Genomic DNA, 19,287 nt, shown 5'->3' with positions numbered 1-19,287 from the left:
GTATCCATTTCCAATTTGTCAGGCCAAGAATAACCGTCAGGTGGCTCAAGCTGTCCCGCAGTATAATCGAGGATATTGTTATAGGTCGATATCAGCAGTTACACGCATTCACGAGCACGATTCACAGCCGAAGCGAATTCTTCGGCATCGCGCATATACTCATGGAAAAGCCGATTCCGCAAATTCCTGGCCTCGACCCAATCGGAAACCGCAGCCAAGACACCCAGTTTCTCCATCCGGTTTAGATTGTCCAGCGCAGAGCCAGGCGTTTCCAAGATATCTCGCATCAGGCTCGGGATAAGCCGATCGCCGATCGTATCCTGCATACGTCCATAACGCGCCAGAAAGGCATCAAGTCGCTCAGCCCGCTCCGGATCGTCTTCAAGAGACTCGACCCAGGAAACATCAACCGGCTCTCGCAGCAATCGGCCCGTCGTGTAGTGAAGATGTGCGCCCTCCCGATAAACGGTCTCAAGCAAAAAAATCAGCTGAGGGCTCGCTTCGTGCCGGCTCAAATCTCCACTCCTTCTCGAAGGGCCTCGTCATGAACCGGTAGTCGTGTGGTCGACGGGTCCAGGATCAGGACATCGATACGCTGATCACCGAGCCGCATTTGCAGCAGCGCCGCTACCCGGCTCGCCGCTGACGCGCGGTTCGGGACCTGCTCATCGCACTCGATCAACAAATCGATGTCGCCACCACGTGCGCTATCATCAACACGCGACCCGAACAGGCGAACCTTGACGTCGTGACCGAACACCTCGCGCACCACATCCAGAATGACTTTGCGCTCCGCACTGGTCAGCCGCATAGCCTATTACCAAATCGTCTTAACGTGCCGGTACGCTGTGATCTTTTCATCCGCTGTTATTAGCTCAGCATTGAAGCGTCGAGCTAACGCCACGATCATCCGATCCGCAGGGTCTTTGTGGAATTCTCCCGGAAGGCGCGTCGACTCAACCGCCGTGGCAGCGTCCAAGGCAATGAAACGCACGCCCTCGATTTCCTCAACCGTATCCAACCAGTCGCTGGTCGTCATCGATAGGGTAAGACGCCCCTTCTCAACCAGCAGCGCAATCTCCCAGGCAGAGATAGCCGAGATCAGAACCTCTCCATCATCCGCCTGCATCTCATGCTCAATGGCTGCAAGAGCATGGGGTGAGAGCTGGTCGTCACCATTTGCCCACCACAGTAGCGCGTGAGTATCCAGGACGATCAAGGGAGCGCTTCCCAGTCTTCCTCCCCCACAGGCTCGAAGGGATCCGCCAACTCGATGACGCTGCCACGCAGGCGCTCAAGCGGTGATCGCTGATCGCCCTTGTACCGGCGTACCTCGATCGTGGGGCGCCCTTTGTCCGTCACGATAACCGCCTCACCCGAGGATTCAACCTGACGGAAGTATTCGAGCGCCCGCGCCTTGAACTGCGACTTTGAGACTTCTTCGGAGCGCATGGCCCCTCCTGGTCATGGAGCCCGTCAACGGTAGCGCGCGCGAATGACTATGGCAAGTAGTCATCAGGAGAGCGATGCGCAGGACGAAGTGCAGCGCGGGCTGATGCGCCGGCAGAAGAAGCGCGCCTTCAGTTTCTGACTCGAATCGCTGAACAGGCGCGCAGCCGCCCCGAAGCCGCCGCGGCTCTGGGGGCACCCTCTCCTTTCCCGGTGCGCGGGTGGTGCGCGATACTGGCCGATTATAGCTGCGGTGCCGGAGCCGAGCGCGCATGGGCGATCTGGATCACGCGGACATCCTCTATCTCAGGCGCAACCACCCCGCCTGGCGGCTGCTCGCTGCCGAGACCGCGCCGCTGGTCATCGGCTTCCTACACCGGGCCTTCATCGCGCCCAACGCCCGCGCCATCCCGGAGACGGAGTTGGAGACGCAGCTCGAGGACTATCTCTATGCCCTACGCGATCGCGCGGATGAGGACCCGTACCCGCGCCCGGCCCGCGAGTACCTGACCGAGTGGGCGGGCGACGAGCGCGGCTGGCTGCGCCGCTACTACCCCACCGGCAGCGACGAGCCCTGCTACGACCTGCTGCCGGCGACCGAGAAGGCCATCCACTGGGTCGCCGAGCTCGAGCGGGGGCGGCAGTTCGTGGCCACCGAGTCGCGTCTGCGCAGTGTCTTCGATCTGCTGCGCGAACTCATCCATGGCGCCGAGACCGACCCCCAGGCTCGGCTGCAGGAGCTTGAGCGCCAGCGCGCCGAGATCGACGCCGAGATGGAGCGCCTGCGCGCCGGCGAGGTGGCGCTCATGGACCCGGTCCGCCAGCGCGAGCGCTTCCTGCAGGCCGAGCAGACCGCCCGCGGCCTGCTCGCCGACTTCCGGCAGGTGGAGCAGAACTTCCGCGATCTGGACCGGCAAGTGCGCGAGCGCATCGCCATGTGGGAGGGCAGCCGCGGCGAGCTGCTCGAGGAGATCTTCGGCGAGCAGGACGCCATCGCCGACTCCGACCAGGGCCGCAGCTTCCGCGCCTTCTGGGACTTCCTCATGTCCCCAGTGCGGCAGGAGGAACTGACCGAGCTTCTGGAGCGCGCCCTTCACCTGGAGACGGTCCAGGCCCTGGACCCGGACCCGCGCATCGGCCGCATCCACTACGACTGGCTCGAGGCCGGCGAGACCACCCAGCGCACGGTGGCCCAGCTCTCCCATCAGCTGCGGCGCTACCTCGACGACCAGGCCTGGCTGGAGAACCGCCGGATCATGGACCTGATCCGGGAGATCGAGCACCACGCCGTGGCGGTGCGCGACGAGCCGCCCCGGGAGGCGCTCATCGAGCTCGACGAGGCCTCGCCGCGGGTGGAGCTGCCCATGGAACGGCCGCTGTTCACGCCGCCGTTCCGGCCGCAGATCGCCGACCAGGTGGTCGCCGCCGACGGCTCCGACGTGGACGCCTCCGAGCTCTTCGAGCAGACTTACGTGGATCGCGACCGGCTGCGTCGGCGCATCCGCCGCGCCCTGCAGGAGCGTCGGCGCGTGGCGCTCGGCGAACTCCTCGCCGAGCATCCGCTGGAGCAGGGCCTGGCGGAGTTGGTCACCTACCTCGCCATCGCCACCGACGAGGCGCGCGCGGTGGTGGACGAGACTCGCACCGAGGCGGTGACCTGGACGGAGCCGGAGACAGGCCGACAGCGCTGCGCCCACGTCCCCGCCGTCACCTTCCTCCGCAGCAGCCCCAGCGACCCAACCGCAGGAGCCCAATGACCGAGCACGACGACCCCGACACCGCCACCCGCCCGCACACGGCCCAGCCGCTGGAGGGGCACGCCCCTGCCGCGTCCGGTTCCGTCGGCGCCTGGGGCACGACTCCCGGCGACGAGCGCCTCTCCCAGCTGCTCGTCCACCTCTTGCGGGGGGTGCTGCATCGCGACAGCGCCCCGCAGCGGTGGCAGCACCTGCTTGACCTTCAGGCCCGGGTGCGGGACTACGTCGGCGTCCTCGGCCTGGAGCTGATGCTCGACGAGGGTGAGGGCTACGCCTACCTGCGCCAGCGCGCGCGCGACGAGGACGACGACAGCCAGCTGCCCCGGCTGGTGCCGCGTCGCCAGCTGAGCTACCCGGTCAGCCTCCTGCTCGCGCTGCTGCGCAAAAAACTCGCTGAGCACGATGCCGGCGGCGGGGACACACGGCTGATCCTGACGCGGGAGCAGATCGTGGACCTGATGCGCGTCTTCCTGCGCGATACGGCCAACGAGGCGCGCCTGCTCGACCGCATGGACAGCCATATCCGGCGCGTCGTGGAGCTCGGCTTCCTGCGCCGGCTGCGCGGCGACGAAGAGCGCTACGAGGTGCAGCGCATCCTCAAGGCCTTCGTGGATGCCCAGTGGCTCGGCGAGTTCGAGGAGCGCCTGCGCGCCTACCGGGCCCACGCCGAGGGGCGCGACCCCTCGGAGCTGGCCTCGGACGGCGCCGGCGACGGCAACACCTCCGACCCGGACCGCGGCGACAGCCCCGGCGCGCCGGCCGAGACCAGCCCCGAGCCTGAGCGCTGACCCGCATCGAGGTGACGCCACCCATGAAGCTGCAAGAGCTTGACCTGGCCCCCGTTTCCGAGCGCACCGGCTTCCGGCTGCATCGCGCGGAGCTCTACAACTGGGGCACCTTCGACGGCCGCGTCTGGTCCATGGCCCCGGGCGGCGAGAGCGCCCTGCTCACCGGCGACAACGGCTCCGGCAAGTCGACGCTGGTGGACGCGCTCACGACGCTGCTGGTACCCGCCCACCGCATCACCTACAACAAGGCCGCTGGTGCCGAGGGCCGTGAGCGCTCCCTGCGCTCCTACGTGCTCGGCCACTACAAGGCCGAGCGCGAGGAGACCGGCGGCAGCGCCCGCCCGGTGTCCCTGCGCGACGAGCACAGCTTCTCGGTCATCCTTGGTTACTTTTTCAATGAGGGCTACGGGCACGGCGTAACCCTGGCCCAGGTCTTCTGGCTCTCGGGCTCGGGACAACCGGAGCGCATGCACGTGATCGCCGACCGGGACCTGACCATCGCCCGGGACTTCTCCGACTTCGGCCACGACATCAAGAACCTGCGCAAGCGCCTGCGCGAGGCGCCAGATATCGAGGTACACGACACCTTCCCGCTCTACGGGGCCGCCTTCCGCCGGCGCTTCGGCATCGAGGGCGACCAGGCGCTGGAGCTGTTCAGCCAGACGGTGTCCATGAAGTCGGTGGGCAATCTGACCGACTTCGTGCGCAGCCACATGCTCGAGCCGGAGCCGGTGGACGAGCGCATAGACGCCCTCATCCACCATTTCGACGATCTCAGCCGCGCCCACGAGGCGGTGATCCGCGCCCGGGCCCAGATCGAGGCTTTGGAGCCACTCATCGCCGATGCCCACGAGCACCATCGCCTCAGCGCGGAGGCCGCCTCCTGGCGCGCGGCACGCGAGGCCCTGGAGCCTTGGTTCGCCGGCATCGAGGCGCGGCTGCTCGAGGAGCGCCGGCAGAGGCTGGATGAGCGCATCCGGCGCTACGACGAGCGCATCCGCCGCCTCGACGAAGACCTCACCGGCCAGCGCAGCCAGCGCGAGGAGCTCCAGCGGGCCATCGCCGAGCAGGGCGGCGACCGCCTGGAGGCCCTGGCGCAGCAGATCGGCGAGCACCAGCGCGAGGCGGAGCGGCGCCGGCGCAATGCCGACGCCTACAACGCCCTCGCCGAGCACCTCGGCCTCTCCCGAGCCGACGAGGCCGATACCTTCCTTGCCAACCAACAGCGCCTTGCCGGGCTACGCGAGGACGCCGAGGCGCGGCTGAGCGAGCGCCAGAACGAGCGCACCGAGCTGGAGGTCAGCTTCCGCGAGCTGCGCAGCCGCCACCAGGAGCTCGAGCAGGAGCTGGAGTCCCTGCGCGCCCGGCGCTCCAACATCCCCGCCCGGATGCTGGAACTGCGCCAGCACCTGTGCAAGGAGACCGGCCTGGACCCGGACGAGCTGCCCTTCGCCGGCGAACTCATCCAGGTCCACGAGGAGGCGCGCGACTGGGAGGGGGCCGCCGAGCGGCTGCTGCACAACTTCGGTCTTTCGCTGCTGGTCCCGGACCGGGACTACCCCCGCGTTGCCGAGTGGGTGGACCGCACCCACCTGCGCGGCCGGCTGGTCTACTACCGGGTGCGGGAGCGCCAGCAGCGGTCGCCGGAGCTCCACCCGCACTCCCTGGTGCGGGCCCTGGCCATCCGGCCGGACTCGGGCTTCTACACCTGGCTGGAGGCCGAACTCGCCGAGCGCTTCGACTATGCCTGCTGCGACGATCTGGACACCTTGCGCCGCGAGCAGCGGGCGGTGACGCGCGCCGGTCAGATCAAGAGCGGCGGCTACCGCCACGAGAAGGACGACCGCCACGGCATCAACGACCGCTCGCGTTTCATCCTCGGCTGGTCCAACGAGGCCAAGATCGCGGCCCTGGAGCGGCAGGCGGCGGATTACCAGACGCGCATGCAAGAGCTGGCGGACCGGATGAGCCGCCTGGAGCAGGAGCTGCGCAGCTGGCAGGAGCAGATCCGGGCGCTGGACAAGATCGAGGTCTACGCCGACTTCCAGGAGCTGGACTGGCACAGCGTGGAGGCCGAGATCCAGCGCCTGGAGGCGGAGCGCGAGCGCATCCAGGCCAGCTCCGATCGGCTGCGCACGCTCCAGGAGCAGCGCGACGGCGTCGAGGCCCGCATCCAAGAGCTCGAGCAGCTGCTGCTCAAGGAGCGCGACGAGCGCAGCCGGCTGGCCGATCGCAGCGAGCGCACCGCCGAGGCACTGGCCAGCGCCCGCGAGCGCCACCAGGCGGCCACCGAGACGCAGCGCAGCGAGGCCTTCCCGCTGCTCGAGGGCATCCGCGAGGAGGCGCTGGCGGAGCAGTCGCTGACCGTGGAGAGCTTGGCCAACGCCCAGAGCGCCGTGCGCGGCTGGGTGAGCCGGCACATCGACAACGTGGAGCGCAACCTGCGGCGCCTGGCGGACAAGGTGGTCAGCGCGATGGCCGACTTCCGCCACCAGTGGCCGCTGGAAGTGCAGGAGATGGACGCCCGGGTCGAGGCCTACGGCGAGTACGCGGCGCTGCTCGACAGCCTCAAGAGCGACGACCTCCCCCGCTTCGAGCGCCGCTTCCGGGAACTGCTCAACGAGAACACCCTGCGCGAGATCGCCAACTTCCAGGCGCACCTGCACCGGCAGCGCCAGTCCATCCGCGAGCGCATCAGCACCATCAACCGCTCGCTGCACGGCATCGACTTCAACCCGGGGCGCTACATCGAGCTCCTTGCCGATCCGACTCAGGATGCCGAGATCCGCGACTTCCAGAACGACCTGCGCTCCTGCGTCGAGGGCTGGGTGGACGACGACGGCGAGGCCTCCGAGGCGGAGTCGGAGGCGCGCTTCGCCCGCATCCGTGCCATCATCGAGCGCCTGCGCGGCCGCGAGGGCACCGCCGAGGCGGACCGGCGCTGGCGGCGCAAGGTCACCGATGTGCGCAACTGGTTCACCTTCTCGGCGGAGGAGCGCTGGCGCGAGGACGACGCCCCCTACGAGCACTACACCGACTCCGGGGGCAAGTCCGGCGGGCAGAAGGAGAAGCTGGCCTACACCGTGCTCGCCGCCAGCCTGGCCTACCAGTTCGGGCTCGACTGGGAGCGGCAGCGCTCGCGCTCGTTCCGGTTCGTGCTCATCGACGAGGCCTTCGGCCGGGGCTCGGACGAGTCCGCCCGCTTCGGCCTGGAGCTGTTCCAGCGCCTGGGGCTGCAGCTTCTGGTGGTCACGCCGCTGCAGAAGATCCACATCATCGAGCCCTACGTCGCCAGCGTCGGCCTGGTCAGCGCCCCGGACGGGGCGCACTCCAAGCTGCGCCACATCCCCATCGACGAGTACCGGGCGGAGCAGGCCGACCCCGGGGCCGGCCGGGAGGTGGACGGTGCACACGGGGACCGGAGCGAGACCCCGGCGGCGCGGGCGGCGGATGAGGGCACCGCTTGAGGCGCTGGAGTACGCCGGAGGCCGTCCGTGAGCGGCTGGAGCGGCTCTGGTCCCGCGGCACGCTGCTCGCCGCCCGCGTGCCCACGGCCGAGGCCCCAGAGCCCTTCCCGGTGGAGGTCAGCCTTACGCGCCCGCGGACCCATGAGATCAACGAGGACCTCGGCGCCGTGGCCGACTGGGCCGACGGCCTGCGCCGCGGCAGCCGCGAGGGCCGGGGCTTTGGCTACGACCTGCGCTGGCAGGCGCAGCGCAACCGCGTACACGGCCGGCAGGAGCTGCCCACCGCAGCGGTGGTGCCCTGCGCGGAGGACGCCCTCAAAATTCTGGGGCGACGCCGCGAGGCGGCCGCCTTCGATGCCGTCGCGAGCGCCACCGCAGAGCAGGCCGCGGAACTGCTGCCGTGGCTCGCCCGGCGGCCGCTGACTGCTCTGGAGCACGCGGAGGACTGGCCAAAGCTGCTCGCCGTCTGCGCCTGGTTCCGCGACCACCCTCGCCCCGAGATCTACCTGCGCCAGCTCGACATCCCCGGCGTTGATACCAAGTTCATCGAGTCCCGGCGCCGGCTCCTCGGTGAACTGCTCGACCTTGTGCTGCCCGCCGAGGCGGTGGATACCCGCTACACCGGGGCCCGGGGCTTCGAGGCCCGCTACGGCCTCCGGCAGGCGCCGACGCGGATACGGCTGCGGCTGCTCGACCCGGAGCTGGCCATCCGCGGTCTGACCGATCTCGCCGTACCCGTCGAGGAGCTCGCCCGTCTGGACCTGGCCGCCGATACGCCGCCGCTGCGGCAGTTGCTGATCACCGAGAACCAGGCTACCGGCCTGGCGCTACCACCGGTGCCGGGGACGGCCGCGATCTTGGGTCTCGGCTACGCGGTCGATGCCCTCGGCGCGGTGCCCTGGCTGGAGCGCGTACCCATCGCCTACTGGGGGGACCTGGACCGCGATGGCTTCGCCATCCTCGACCGGCTTCGGGGCGTCTGGCCGCACGCTCGCTCGCTGCTTATGGACCGTGCGACCCTGGCGGCCCACCGGCACCTGTGCGTCCCCGACCCGCGCGGCGCCCCCAGTGCCGCGCCCCCGGAGCGGCTCACCCACGAGGAGGCGGCCACCCTCGCCGAATTGCAGGCCGGAGACGCGGAGGCCGGCCCCCTGCGGCTGGAGCAAGAGCGCATCGGTATGGGGTGGGCGGAAGAGCGGATCCCGGGGGATAACCAGGCCACACTGTCATAAACTGAGCTCGCTACCCCAGCCGTCAGCCTCGTTCCTCGGTGTCAGGACTTGCGAATTGCGTACCGACCCATAGTGCGACCGAGCATGCGAAAGAGAAGCGACCCTGCACGGCAGGCCCTCGAGGCTCACGACAAACTGTTGCGCAGAGACAGCTGGGCCCACGGGCGCGACCTCCACGCGGCCACTTCGGCCAGGCGCTGCGCGACTGGAGGCCACGTACAGCTGCGCGCTTTGGCCGATCGAGGCCGCACCGTCAAGGGTGAGGTCTTTCTTAGGGAGAGCTATCCAGCCGCCAAGGATTGAGGATCTCTACGCCGATTCCCGCGAAATCCGGCTCGTTGCGGGTGGCAACCGCCAGACCGCGGCTGCGGGCCACGGCAGCGATCTGCCCATCCGGGGCCGACAGTGGCCGGCCCTCCCGTCGCCACGTCGCCATGATGCGCCCGTAGTGGCGAGCGGCCCGTTGATCGAAACCCAGGATGCGCTGTGCGAACGCCGTATGGATGAAGGTGTCGAAGCGCTCACGCAGGTCTTCGCGGCGTTGCCCATCAGGCATGGCGCAAAGGCCGTACTCGATCTCGGCGATGGTAATCGTGCACAGGTACAACGAGCCGCTACCCGTGCCATTCAGCCACTCGATCACCGCCGCATCCGGCCGCGGGCGCATCATCTCAGAGACGACATTCGTGTCAAGCACGATCATCGTTCCGGCGCACATGGCTCGTGCGGGTCATGGCCTGGGAGTTCAAGTTCTACGCCATGCTTCGGGCCGAACGTAGCCTGAGCGAGATCGCCCAGGCGCTCCGGCTCCGAGACCGCCGACCGCAGGATGCGCCGCACCTCCTCCTCCATGGATATGCCATGCCGGTCTGCTTGGGCGCGCAAGCGCTCGATCGTCTCTTTATCCAAGCGGCGGACGCTGATGCTGCTCATAGCCTGTCTCTTCGCGACCCCCTCAAGTGCTAGCACATGATAGCACTTGAGAGACAGTAACCTAATCATGCAGCGCTTCGGCGACATCCCGTACCAGCTCGATGAGGCGATCCACCACGAGACCTTTTCGGGGCTGCTGCAGATGAGCCGTAACGCGCTCCACGCCAGAGCGCTGGTGCGAGTTCGCTGGCGAGCGCCCCCACCGAGTATGCGCCGGCTGGGCTTGATTTGCATGCGACTCTGCTTATATATTGAATCATGCATGAACACAAGCCATGGGAAAGAGGTGATCATGGTTGGAGATGAACGCAGCACCCCGGACCGTGGGGACGCCCGCGCCGTCTCGCTGATGCGTTGGTTCGTCGGCGTCGCCGTGCTCGGCTGGTTGGTCAGCGCTTTCCTGAGCGTCATACACTTCTGGGCGTTGCCGCAGATCCCCGAGGGCGCCGACCTCGCCGGAAGCCTTGAGGTGATCATGAGCGACTGGGGGTATGTCGCCGGCATACCGCTGGCAACGCTCGGCGCCGTTTATTATCTCGCGACGATCGCGATGGCGGCATGGTGGTTTGAGACCCGGCACCCGGCGATCATCAAGGCGCTCACGCCCGTAACGGCCTCCGGCGTGCTGGCCTCGGCCTATTTCGTCTGGCTCCAGCTCGTCCCGATCGGCGAAATCTGCCCGTTCTGCATGGTTTCGGCTGGGGCCACAGTGGTGCTGTTCGCGCTTGAGCTGCGCGTGCTGCGCCGCATCCAGACACCCGATACCGGCGAAGTTCTATATGAGCTCGCCCGGCTTGCCCAAAATAGCGAAACCCTCGCTCGCGCGTCCTATGCGGCGGCGTTCGCGGGCGCGACGTTGTTCGTGACCTGGGCAGCCACATTCGCCCCCGTACCGGGAACATAAGCGGAAAGCGAACTGGCGGCGCTACGAGCTTGCCCCGTCGTGGCATGCCCGCGCCGCCTCCCTTGGGGCGGCGCGGCGACTTCCTGAGGCGGCCCTCCCGATAAACCGCCTCCAGCAAAAAGACCAGCTGGGCGCTCGCTTCGTGCCGGCTCAAGTCTCCACTGCTGGCAGCGGCCGAGTTTCTAGGCGCCCGGACTCACGATTCGCGCACCGACCAGCAAGAATACCCGTTCGCCCCTACCCGGTGCCGAAGACATCCTCCACGCACTCGGCATCGAGAATCCGGTCCAGCCACATCTCCAGTTCACCGACCGTGGCAGGCTCGACGCGGGCCCGCGACGCTTCCCTCGCCTCCCGGCCGAACTTGCGCTCGATCAAACGGAGCAGCGTCTGCACCGCAGCCTGCCGACGGCCCTCTTGCCGGCCCTCTTGCCGGCCCTCCTCACGCCCTCTCTGAATGCCCCGCTCTTCTCCACGCTTTAGCCACTGTTCTGCTAGCGTCATCACCAACTCCTCCGCTCGCCCCGGCCGCGTCTGCTCCAGCGCCTGCCGTACGTCCGCCTCCTCGACCGAGCCATAGACCCTGGCAATGTACACCAAAAGCGGCTTCTCCAGCGGATGCCCCGGCGGAAGATCCCCCAACCGGCCGTCATGCGACTCGGCCAGCTGCTTCAGTCGTCCCCAACCGCGCCATCATCGCCTCGAAAGCGGAACCGTCGTCGGCGAGCGCATTGGCAACGAACGGCGCGTAGCGCTCGAAGAGCATCTTGGTCGAGGAGTGGCCGAGCAGTCGGGAGACGAACAGCGGGTTCTCACCCGCCGCGAGGTGCAGGACCGCGGCGGTGTGCCGGGTCTGGTAGACGCGACGAGCGGCGAGGCCGAGCCGGCGCAACGTCGGGTTCCAGTGCTGCTCCGCCACCCAGCTCGACTCGATCGCCCGTCCGTCCTCGCGCACGAAGACGTAGTCCTCGGCCGCCTTGGTGGCCACATGCTGACCCAGTTCCGCGGCCAGCTTCGGCGAGAGCGGGATCTCGCGCCGGGTCTTCGGGTGCTTGAGCGTCGTCTGCCGACCATCGACGCGCGCCTCGCGGACCCGGAGCTGGCGACGCTCCAGGTCGAGGTACTTGACCTTGAGGCCGTTGACTTCGCAGGAGCGCAGCCCCGTGTAGAAGCGCAGCTTGAAGTACAGCCGCAGGCGCGGGTCGACCACCTCCAAAAAGGCGTTGACCTGCTCGGCGGTCAGCGGCATCGGGTCGTTGCGGTCATCGCGCAGGGGCGGGAGCCCGGCCATCGGTGAGGGCATCCCCAGCTCCCGCTCGGCAAAGCGCAGGATGCCGGATAGCGGCGAGAGGATGAAATTGATCCGTGCGTTGCTCAGCCGCCGCTGACCGCGGGCGTCCGTTTGATCGATGAGCCCCTGTCGGAAGGCGCGCGCCGCGCGCTCGGTGATCTGATCGAGCGGCCAGTCGCCGAAGTGCGGGATCAGGTACTGATGGATCACGCCCTCGACGCGTCGCCGGTAGCTCTCCTTCCACTCGCCCTCGTGCAGGGCCAGCCATTGCCGCGCATAGTCCGCGAAGCGCCGCCCCGGGGCGCGCGAGCCCCGCTCCCGGATCCAGCGCTGCGCGCGCTCGAGCTTGCGACTTTGCGGGAACCAGGCCGCATAGTCGAAGGTGCCCATCTCCAACTCGGCGTTGATCTTGCGCAGATTCCGCCGCACCCGCCGCCGATTCTCCGGGGTATCCCGCAGCCCCGAGCTTTCCCGGAACCGGCGGCCGTAGATGCACAGGTCGTACTGAATCGTGCCATTGGGCCGAATGCAGAAGCTCGCCATGGCGCACCCTTCCCACTATCGTCCGTGAACGCTAATCACTAGTGTACAGGTATACACCTCCCGCGCAAGAAAGTCAGAACCCGCCCCCGCGCAACCTGGGCGCCCGGCGTTACGATGGCGCGGCCAACCGCAACAAGCCCGCCCAGAGGCCACCGCTGAACGCCCTCAGCAGGCCGAGCGCACGCGGCGCTGCCACCACGCAGCCGCCCCACTCGGGTCGCTGGCGCCCGGGACGGTTGCGCTGTCACGGTGACGGGGTCAGCGGTGCTGACCCGACTCAGCGCCCGGGCGCGGATCGGCGCCGCCGCCGCCTTGTCTCGCGTTGCGCTGCGTTGCCTCCAGCGGGGCCACAGGCCTTCGCAGATCCCTGACGGGCCGGGCTTTGCGCTGCAGCGGGGGGTGCTGCGGATAGGCCGAAGTGTTCGCGGTCGGTGAGCCGGACCCACATCGAACCCGACGCTACCGGTATTCCTTGCCCTCCCCAACACCACATGGTTGGATAACGGCGCACAAACAAACTCCTGGGGAGGCGATCCACACAAAGGGGCAGGACCACCAAGGATTGGAAGTGCCAAGCCCTGCCTGCGCTTCGCCTCAGCACCGGATCGCCCCGGACAAGCACCTCTTACAGCCACGCGGACAGAGCATGCCGCGCAAAGGAATTCATATGGGACTCAAGGCCCTGGAACTTCGCAGGCGCCACCGCAACATGCAAGATCTGCTCGCGGCACATGCCGAGTGGTTACAGTCCGGCCAATACACTATAACCCCGAATATTGCATGGGAACGGAGCACGCGTGTGCCGCCAGAGATCAGCGGCAAGCTGAACCGAATGACCGAGAACGCCACGGTACTAGATACCGTCAAGCGCCGGATCCGCCGCCCGTTTCTGGCGGGATTGACCTACGCACAGCTCTCGAATGGGTCGGGGCGTGCAACAATCATCAAACGAGGTAACAAACGGGGTAGCAACACAGACGTCATACTGATCGCGCCCGCTCACGGGACCGTCACGCGTCTTGCCACCACCCCCGTCTTCACGCCCGAATACCGCCGGACTCGCTTGGCGATCGGGCGGTATTTACCAACACCGACCTTCGAGCTATGCGCCGATGGACACGGCATCACCGAGCAGTACATCGCAGGCGATTCCTTGCGGATAACTCAGGATACGCAGAAAGGCCAGTACGCAGTCGAGAGCCTGCTCGAGGACCTTCGCGCCGCATGCGGCAGCCTTCAACGACCAGCTCCACAGGACGCGCGCAAGGACTTTGAGCAATACCTAGAAGAGTCTGCGCTCGTTCACCATCCGGCCATTGCTAGGTGCCAGCACGACCGGCTGGTCGATTTTTTGGCTGCTCCACAAGTACCAGCGCACAACGACCTTGCCCCGGGGAATATCCTCTTAACGAGTTCCGGCCCGGTAGTCATCGACCTCGCGGCATCGGAACTTGGTTACATGCCTTTCTGGCGCGATGCCACCAATTTGCTGCTCCGGTGGGACTCACCGGGTTTCTGGAAGGGGCGTTACGACAACCACCTGCAGAGCCTTTTCGACTTGGCTGACCAGCCGCAGCCGGACCCAGCGGAATCGCGCTACGAGCTTGCCATCGCCAACTCGCTCATGTCGGATCCGCTAATGTGCTTCTCCGAACACTCCTATATACCCAATCGAACCCGGTCCAAGACCCCCACGGATCGCTTCGCGAAGCAATGGGCACGCCTCGGTTGCGTCGTGGACAGTCAACCCAACCCCGTCTGCCCCTACCCGGCGCATCGATTTGGGATCTTCAGGCACGCCAAGGCGCTGCTGGGCGGTAAGGATCAGCGAGGCGCGTGATGCATATCGTGCACCTCGTAGCCCGCCCCATGCCGCCGCCCTCGCCGGCGGACGCTGGGGGGATGCCACAGCTGATCACCTGGCTTGCCGAAGCGCAGGCAGGCTCCGGTGATCAAGTCACTGTAATCAGCCCCCGGGGGCATGACACCGCCGCTTACCGGCACATCGAGCCAGCTGCATGGGAGTCGGCAGCCGTCTTAGCGGCGCTGCCAAGCGATGTGGATGTCATCCACCTCCACGGCGAAAGCCCGGAGCTTTGCGGTATGGCGTCGGCCTTGGGCGACTTTCCCTGCGTGACGACGGTGCACGGCAACCACGAGGGATGCGCACTACCGCTGCCCAACCGGATCTACGTCTCGCGGGACCATGCTCGGCGACACGGGGCCGAGCGGTTCGTTTACAATGGACTCCCAGTTGATCAATTCCCTTTCCCAGAGGGCCAACGGCGTCGCGGCCTCCTGTTCCTCGGCAAGCTGCGTCGATCCAAAAAGGGGGCTAGGGCCGCTGTGCGCATTGCCCGCACCGCGGGGGAGCCGCTTGCACTAGCCGGGCGACCAACTTGGAAGCTCCCCGCCAGCCGCCTGCCCTGGTGGCCCGGCATCACCGCCTTGGGGGCAGTGCATGGCGACGCCAAAACCGATGCCCTTTCACGCGCCCGGGCGCTGCTGTTCCCGGCCGGCTGGGATGAGCCCTTCGGACTGGTGCTGATCGAGGCCATGGCCTGCGGCACCCCGGTCATCGGCAGCCGTCGGGGCGCGCTGCCGGAGGTGGTCGCGAATGGTGAGACCGGGTTCCTATGCGATACCGAGGCGGAGATGGTAGACGCCGTCCGCTCCGTCGGAGCACTCGACCACCGGGCGTGCCGCGATCATGTGCGAAGATACTTTGACATCAACCGGGTACGGCAGGATTATGCACAGCTTTACGCTGCGGCCATCGCGGGGAGGCGCTGGTAACCCGGCACACTCCGCAACCCTCGTGCTCGCGCCTTCGATAACCAAACAACGCGAAAGCCACTCATGAAGCCCCCCTGGGCCCTAAACCTGCACGCTTTGCTAGCCCCCCAACTGGGCAGACTCTGGAACGGGTTTGCCGAAGCCGCCCGCGCCCACACCGGCTGGCGCTGGCTCGACGTGCTCGGGCTGGTGGGCGTGATCCTCGCCCTGACCACGTTCCTGCTGAATCGGGATCTCATGCGCGTTGGCGAGATCCTGATGCTGCTCACTTTTATCCTTGGCTTGGGCGCCGCCTTACGCGCTCTGGGACGCGATCCAGTCTTCTGGACCTTCCTGATCTGGATAGGTGTAATCATCTCCGCGGCCACTATCGGGGTGATGCTCCCGGAGGTCCGGGACGATTACGACGCGATCAACAACATCCGACACTGGGCCCGACTCGGCTGGGCACCTCTTGTCGCCTGGCTGCTGGGGGGACAGCTGCGCATTGTATTCATCGTCCTGTTCGGATACGTCCTATGCTGGTTCGCGCTGACCCTGCCGATCGTCGACCTCGGTTATCTGCAGGCCGGGCTGGGCGGCAGCCGACTCGACTTCGGTACCGGTAACCCCCACCGCGCCAGCCTGCCGTTTCTGCTCTCGCTGATCATCCTCACCTTCCTGGCCCGGGACCTGGTTGGACCCTTCAGCCAGCGGCGGATGCTGTTTGGGTTGCGACTCGCTTTATGGGTGGTCGCGGTAGGTTACGCGGTGTTCGGGCTGATGGCCGCCCAAGGCATGGGGCCCTGGCTAGGGGGGCTCGCGGCACTACTTATTGGAGTTGTGGCGCTCATACACCACCAGCGACGCCGAATCCGCGCCGCGTCCGCGATTACCATCGGCCTACTGGCCGGGATGGCCTCTGTCCTTCTTCTGGTCACCGCGGCCTCCCTCTTCTCGGACGGCATTGAGAGCCGAATTGATCGGCTGGGTGGAGGCATCGCCGAGCTTCGGGAGGGAGACATTGCTCCCCAGGGCAGCGTAGGTCGCCGCTACCACCTTTGGCAGTTTGGTATCGAGAAACTCGCCGACCGGCCGGTCCTGGGCTACGGCCCGGAGGCCATGCGACACGTCATTGAGCCGGACCGGCACGGCGTTCACGGTGGACACCTGCATTCTAGCTACATGGACCTCTTGTTCTCCGTGGGCGTTGTGGGCACGGCGATCTTTGCAGTGCTCATTGCTCTGGTCACCTGCAGCGTCTGGTGCTCCGTTCGCCGAGGGTGGCTCCCATATCGATACGGGGCCCTTTTCTTCGCGCTATTGGCGGGCTTCGCTGCCGCGAACCTGTTCGAGTCGTACATCACCTCCAGTCATTTCTGGCCGCACCTTGCCTTGATCCTGGGGGTTTTCTACAGTCCCTACCTTTGGAATCGCCTCGAACATCGCAACCAGCCCGAAGGCTCCGAGGCTCCCGGGTAAACCCTTCTTCGTTCACCGAACCAGGAAACCGCTTCCATGCCAGACGCCCCGAGCCCGACCGTTCATTTCCAGCGCAGACTCTGCGCCTGGAAAGGCCACCTGCAGAATACCTTCAGCCTGCGCAAACAGAAGCTGCGCAATGCCGCCTTCTATCGGCGCTACCCGTACGCGCAGCCGCTCTCCCATCGCAAGGCGGACACCCGGGGCATGGTCCAGCGCGATCTTCGCTTCTTCTACAACCGGGTCCCGAAGGCGGCCAACACCACGATCATGCACACGTTGGCTGACGCCCTGGGGCTACCCGATAAGCAGCGCGCGACCATCGATGACCAGTTCCGCAGGCCGTCGCAACTGAGTGATCGCCAGGTCAGCGAGCTTCTCCAGAACGGCTTCAAGTTCACATTCGTGCGCAACCCCTACACCCGCGTGCTCTCGGCCTATCTCGACAAGATCGTCAACGGCCCCCGTTGTCCGCGCCACCTGCGCCATACCGATGGATCCGCGCCGACTTTCGTAGAATTCTGCCGTCACCTTGAGCGCGGGGCGATCTATAAGGATCCGCACTGGATCCCGCAGTGCTGGCTCCTCCTGCTACCCCCCGAGGCCTTCGACTTTATCGGTAAAATTGAGTGTCTGGAGACCGACCTGGAACAGGTCTACCAACGGGTCGTCCCGGGGTACGGCAAGCCGCCAACCACCTGCGCGCCGCATCGCACCGGCGCGAATGGCCGGATCCAAGAGCATATTGACGAGGAGGCCGCCGCCATCCTCCAGAGGCTCTACGCCGACGATTTCGCCGCCTTCGGTTACAGCGTGCGCCCCGAGCAGGCCGCCTCTCCCCAAGCCACACCGGACGGCGGCGGGCGCTGAGACGGCTCTCACCGATCGATCCACACCCGGAGTCTCGAAACATGGACTGTATCTTCCACATCGGGCTGGGCAAGACGGCCACCACCTACCTGCAGTCCGAGCACTTCCCCCGGATCGGGGCACTTGGCAAGCGTCAGGGGAGCCGCCGGTTTCGCAGAGCCTTGCGAGACGTCTTCCTGCATGAAGACCCCGGTTACTGGCTGACGCAAGGTGGGCAGTCGATGATCAAGCGCCTGGCCGCGCGCAAGTCACCGGAGGAGCCCATCATCTATACCGACGAGGCGCTTTACCGTGCTCCGGTGTTCCCGCGAGAGACTCCACCGGTTCGTACCGAACAGCCCGAGCGTCTGGTGGCGCACATGGAGGCATTCAGCAACGCGTGGAGCAGCCGTGGCCACACGAAGGTGTTCTTCTTCACGCGCAACCAGCCCGAGTGGCTGGCGTCGGCCTACGCCCAATCGAGTCAGTTCCTGCCTGAGGCATCTCAGGCAGACTTCGAGAAGCGCGTTGACGACATCCTGACCGCGGCCGGCGATCAGCGACAGCGGTACCTGGACTTCGGTCGCCTGCTGGAAGGCCTGCAGGATGTACTCGGCCAAGGGGCGGTTCTCGCGATGCCCTACGAGCGGATGACGGACGCACGGATCCGGGCCGATTTGCAGCAACTCCTGGGCTGCGAGGGGTTTCTCTCGGAGAATACCGAAACCCCGCCAGCCGGAGCTCAATGCAATGTCCGGCGCTCCAGGCCCGATCGATGGAACCTCAGCCCTTACAAGCTTCCCGAGGGTCGCCGGGCGCACAAGTGGCGCAAGCTGAAAGAAAGGCTGGGTCTACCCGCGCAGGCACCAACCCGCCCGGCCGCTGAAAAAGACATCCAGCTGACTGCGGCCCTGGCGGAGCGCATCCGGGAGGCGTTTGAGCCCTCCAACCGGCTCTTCGCCGAGCGCTCTGGTTGGTCCCTGGATCATCTGGGCTACTGGCCGGGGGAGTCCTCGGCAAAGTCGCAAGAAGGGGAAGCGGGTCGTCGTGGCGCTTGAGTCGTTCCAGTTGAGCCGATGGCGTCTGATCGCCCCCCGGGGATCGGTGCTGATCCGCACGGATCCGAGGCGGATCGTCTATCGCAAGGAGTGGCACGAGTGGCCCCGATACCTGAAGCGGTGGCCGTTCTGGATCCTCGGCGGTGACTGGGATGCCGGTGGCCGCGATCTGGCGCCCTTCCGCCAGCGGCAGATGGAAGAGCTCCTAGCCTGCGACGGCGCCTACCACGAGACGGCGTTCTACGCCCGGGCCCGCGCCGAGTTGGAGCGCAACGGCGCCGTCGCCGAGCCGCCGCTTCATTCGGTCGCTGAGCTCGATGCCTATCTAGAGCGTCAGGCACGTATCCTGCTCGATATCCGCGATCACGGCTATCGCGACCAGACGAATCTCTCGGGCAAGACCGCCCACGATCTCACTGTGCGGATTGATCGGGACGGCCGGCTGGTCAAGTGTCGCGAAGGAACACATCGGCACGGTATGCTGCTTGCCCTCGATTCGCGAGAGGCGACAGTAACGATCGACCTCGTTCATAAGCAGTGGGCACGACGCTGCTGGGAAGCCTACACGGGAACTCTTTCGGAGCGACTCCGACAGGCGTTGCAGGAATATGGTGAGGTACTTAGGTGGCCATGGTGAAGTCGCTCATCCAGCGGGCTTGCGCGCCCCAAGCTGAGAACCTGCATGGGTCGACATGGACCCCACTTGACAGCCTCAACCAACGCACGTGGGCACCCACGATGCGCTTGTTACGGGAAGGA

General features: G+C 66.5%; 19 protein-coding genes. 11 read left to right on the top strand and 8 right to left on the bottom strand.

Annotated features, from left to right (window positions below):
• Positions 1 to 98 precede the first annotated feature (98 nt).
• The 4 genes from LRF89_RS09340 to LRF89_RS09325 are packed head-to-tail and all read right to left on the bottom strand — an operon-like array spanning position 99 to position 1,452.
• Positions 99 to 515: a hypothetical protein gene (locus tag LRF89_RS09340; protein WP_238636980.1), complete on the bottom strand. Its 417-nt coding sequence runs from the start codon at positions 513 to 515 to the stop codon at positions 99 to 101.
• On the bottom strand, positions 512 to 811 hold the full coding sequence (locus LRF89_RS09335; RefSeq protein ID WP_201173620.1) for a nucleotidyltransferase domain-containing protein: 300 nt from the start codon (positions 809 to 811) through the stop codon (positions 512 to 514). Before LRF89_RS09335 ends, LRF89_RS09340 begins: the two co-directional genes overlap by 4 nt.
• Before the next feature lie 6 nt (positions 812 to 817).
• Entirely contained in the window at positions 818 to 1,219 is a 402-nt protein-coding gene (locus tag LRF89_RS09330) for a type II toxin-antitoxin system VapC family toxin (protein ID WP_201173618.1), read from the bottom strand.
• Positions 1,216 to 1,452 (bottom strand): type II toxin-antitoxin system Phd/YefM family antitoxin, encoded by a 237-nt coding sequence (locus LRF89_RS09325; RefSeq protein WP_201173616.1) that lies wholly within the window; start codon positions 1,450 to 1,452, stop codon positions 1,216 to 1,218. The genes LRF89_RS09330 and LRF89_RS09325 overlap by 4 nt, the downstream gene beginning before the upstream one ends.
• A 269-nt stretch (positions 1,453 to 1,721) precedes the next feature.
• Here LRF89_RS09325 and LRF89_RS09320 point away from each other — a divergent pair, with 269 nt between their 5' ends.
• Genes LRF89_RS09320 through LRF89_RS09305 form a run of 4 tightly spaced genes read left to right on the top strand, consistent with a single transcriptional unit; the run spans position 1,722 to position 8,693 of the window.
• On the top strand, positions 1,722 to 3,206 hold the full coding sequence (locus LRF89_RS09320; RefSeq protein WP_238636979.1) for a DUF3375 domain-containing protein: 1,485 nt from the start codon (positions 1,722 to 1,724) through the stop codon (positions 3,204 to 3,206).
• Positions 3,203 to 3,994 carry a DUF4194 domain-containing protein gene (locus LRF89_RS09315; protein WP_201173613.1) on the top strand — a complete coding sequence of 264 codons (792 nt, stop codon included), beginning with the start codon at positions 3,203 to 3,205 and terminating at the stop codon, positions 3,992 to 3,994. Before LRF89_RS09320 ends, LRF89_RS09315 begins: the two co-directional genes overlap by 4 nt.
• A gap of 23 nt (positions 3,995 to 4,017) precedes the next feature.
• The gene (locus LRF89_RS09310) at positions 4,018 to 7,461 is read left to right on the top strand and encodes an ATP-binding protein (RefSeq protein WP_238636978.1); all 3,444 of its coding nucleotides are present in this window, start codon (positions 4,018 to 4,020) and stop codon (positions 7,459 to 7,461) included.
• On the top strand, positions 7,458 to 8,693 hold the full coding sequence (locus LRF89_RS09305) for a DUF3322 domain-containing protein (protein WP_238636977.1): 1,236 nt from the start codon (positions 7,458 to 7,460) through the stop codon (positions 8,691 to 8,693). Before LRF89_RS09310 ends, LRF89_RS09305 begins: the two co-directional genes overlap by 4 nt.
• Before the next feature lie 271 nt (positions 8,694 to 8,964).
• Here LRF89_RS09305 and LRF89_RS09300 read toward each other — a convergent pair whose 3' ends face one another.
• Together LRF89_RS09300 and LRF89_RS09295 are read right to left on the bottom strand one after the other, a co-directional pair.
• Complete coding sequence (locus tag LRF89_RS09300; RefSeq protein WP_238636976.1) at positions 8,965 to 9,390, bottom strand: type II toxin-antitoxin system VapC family toxin; 426 nt, start codon at positions 9,388 to 9,390, stop codon at positions 8,965 to 8,967.
• Between the two features lie 2 nt (positions 9,391 to 9,392).
• Complete coding sequence (locus LRF89_RS09295) at positions 9,393 to 9,626, bottom strand: FitA-like ribbon-helix-helix domain-containing protein (protein WP_238636975.1); 234 nt, start codon at positions 9,624 to 9,626, stop codon at positions 9,393 to 9,395.
• A gap of 67 nt (positions 9,627 to 9,693) precedes the next feature.
• Between LRF89_RS09295 and LRF89_RS09290 the strand changes: the two genes are divergently transcribed.
• Positions 9,694 to 10,530 (top strand): vitamin K epoxide reductase family protein, encoded by an 837-nt coding sequence (locus LRF89_RS09290; protein WP_238636974.1) that lies wholly within the window; start codon positions 9,694 to 9,696, stop codon positions 10,528 to 10,530.
• A gap of 237 nt (positions 10,531 to 10,767) precedes the next feature.
• On the opposite strand, the gene LRF89_RS09285 is transcribed toward LRF89_RS09290, so the two are convergent.
• Together LRF89_RS09285 and LRF89_RS09280 are read right to left on the bottom strand one after the other, a co-directional pair.
• Positions 10,768 to 11,127: a hypothetical protein gene (locus LRF89_RS09285; RefSeq protein ID WP_238636973.1), complete on the bottom strand. Its 360-nt coding sequence runs from the start codon at positions 11,125 to 11,127 to the stop codon at positions 10,768 to 10,770.
• A gap of 52 nt (positions 11,128 to 11,179) precedes the next feature.
• The gene (locus LRF89_RS09280) at positions 11,180 to 12,364 is read right to left on the bottom strand and encodes an Arm DNA-binding domain-containing protein (protein WP_238636972.1); all 1,185 of its coding nucleotides are present in this window, start codon (positions 12,362 to 12,364) and stop codon (positions 11,180 to 11,182) included.
• A 667-nt stretch (positions 12,365 to 13,031) separates the two neighbouring features.
• Here LRF89_RS09280 and LRF89_RS09275 point away from each other — a divergent pair.
• The 6 genes from LRF89_RS09275 to LRF89_RS09250 all read left to right on the top strand — a co-directional run bounded on the left by LRF89_RS09275 (position 13,032) and on the right by LRF89_RS09250 (position 19,165).
• Positions 13,032 to 14,204 (top strand): phosphotransferase, encoded by a 1,173-nt coding sequence (locus LRF89_RS09275; RefSeq protein WP_238636971.1) that lies wholly within the window; start codon positions 13,032 to 13,034, stop codon positions 14,202 to 14,204.
• Positions 14,205 to 14,266: 62 nt separating this feature from the next.
• Positions 14,267 to 15,160, top strand: a complete 894-nt coding sequence (locus LRF89_RS09270; RefSeq protein ID WP_238636970.1) for a glycosyltransferase — start codon at positions 14,267 to 14,269, stop codon at positions 15,158 to 15,160.
• 63 nt (positions 15,161 to 15,223) lie between these two features.
• The gene (locus LRF89_RS09265; RefSeq protein ID WP_238636969.1) at positions 15,224 to 16,621 is read left to right on the top strand and encodes an O-antigen ligase family protein; all 1,398 of its coding nucleotides are present in this window, start codon (positions 15,224 to 15,226) and stop codon (positions 16,619 to 16,621) included.
• A gap of 36 nt (positions 16,622 to 16,657) precedes the next feature.
• On the top strand, positions 16,658 to 17,491 hold the full coding sequence (locus tag LRF89_RS09260) for a sulfotransferase family protein (RefSeq protein WP_238636968.1): 834 nt from the start codon (positions 16,658 to 16,660) through the stop codon (positions 17,489 to 17,491).
• Between the two features lie 41 nt (positions 17,492 to 17,532).
• The gene (locus LRF89_RS09255; protein ID WP_238636967.1) at positions 17,533 to 18,528 is read left to right on the top strand and encodes a hypothetical protein; all 996 of its coding nucleotides are present in this window, start codon (positions 17,533 to 17,535) and stop codon (positions 18,526 to 18,528) included.
• On the top strand, positions 18,518 to 19,165 hold the full coding sequence (locus LRF89_RS09250) for a hypothetical protein (protein WP_238636966.1): 648 nt from the start codon (positions 18,518 to 18,520) through the stop codon (positions 19,163 to 19,165). The genes LRF89_RS09255 and LRF89_RS09250 overlap by 11 nt, the downstream gene beginning before the upstream one ends.
• Positions 19,166 to 19,287: the final 122 nt, after the last annotated feature.

The organism is Halorhodospira sp. 9621 (assembly GCF_022228055.1).
GTDB lineage: Bacteria > Pseudomonadota > Gammaproteobacteria > Nitrococcales > Halorhodospiraceae > Halorhodospira > Halorhodospira halophila_A.
Note: the sequence above shows the minus strand (reverse complement) of the source record. Positions and strands in the feature narration are given on the sequence as shown.

Bases quoted from the DNA above. Each gene is read 5' to 3' on its own strand.
- LRF89_RS09335 (WP_201173620.1), bottom strand. From the start codon at position 811: ATGCGGCTGACCAGTGCGGAGCGCAAAGTCATTCTGGATGTGGTGCGC.
- LRF89_RS09325 (WP_201173616.1), bottom strand. From the start codon at position 1,452: ATGCGCTCCGAAGAAGTCTCAAAGTCGCAGTTCAAGGCGCGGGCGCTC.
- LRF89_RS09320 (WP_238636979.1), top strand. From the start codon at position 1,722: ATGGGCGATCTGGATCACGCGGACATCCTCTATCTCAGGCGCAACCAC.
- LRF89_RS09315 (WP_201173613.1), top strand. From the start codon at position 3,203: ATGACCGAGCACGACGACCCCGACACCGCCACCCGCCCGCACACGGCC.
- LRF89_RS09310 (WP_238636978.1), top strand. From the start codon at position 4,018: ATGAAGCTGCAAGAGCTTGACCTGGCCCCCGTTTCCGAGCGCACCGGC.
- LRF89_RS09295 (WP_238636975.1), bottom strand. From the start codon at position 9,626: ATGAGCAGCATCAGCGTCCGCCGCTTGGATAAAGAGACGATCGAGCGC.
- LRF89_RS09290 (WP_238636974.1), top strand. From the start codon at position 9,694: ATGCAGCGCTTCGGCGACATCCCGTACCAGCTCGATGAGGCGATCCAC.
- LRF89_RS09280 (WP_238636972.1), bottom strand. From the start codon at position 12,364: ATGGCGAGCTTCTGCATTCGGCCCAATGGCACGATTCAGTACGACCTG.
- LRF89_RS09275 (WP_238636971.1), top strand. From the start codon at position 13,032: ATGGGACTCAAGGCCCTGGAACTTCGCAGGCGCCACCGCAACATGCAA.
- LRF89_RS09270 (WP_238636970.1), top strand. From the start codon at position 14,267: ATGCCACAGCTGATCACCTGGCTTGCCGAAGCGCAGGCAGGCTCCGGT.
- LRF89_RS09265 (WP_238636969.1), top strand. From the start codon at position 15,224: ATGAAGCCCCCCTGGGCCCTAAACCTGCACGCTTTGCTAGCCCCCCAA.
- LRF89_RS09260 (WP_238636968.1), top strand. From the start codon at position 16,658: ATGCCAGACGCCCCGAGCCCGACCGTTCATTTCCAGCGCAGACTCTGC.
- LRF89_RS09255 (WP_238636967.1), top strand. From the start codon at position 17,533: ATGGACTGTATCTTCCACATCGGGCTGGGCAAGACGGCCACCACCTAC.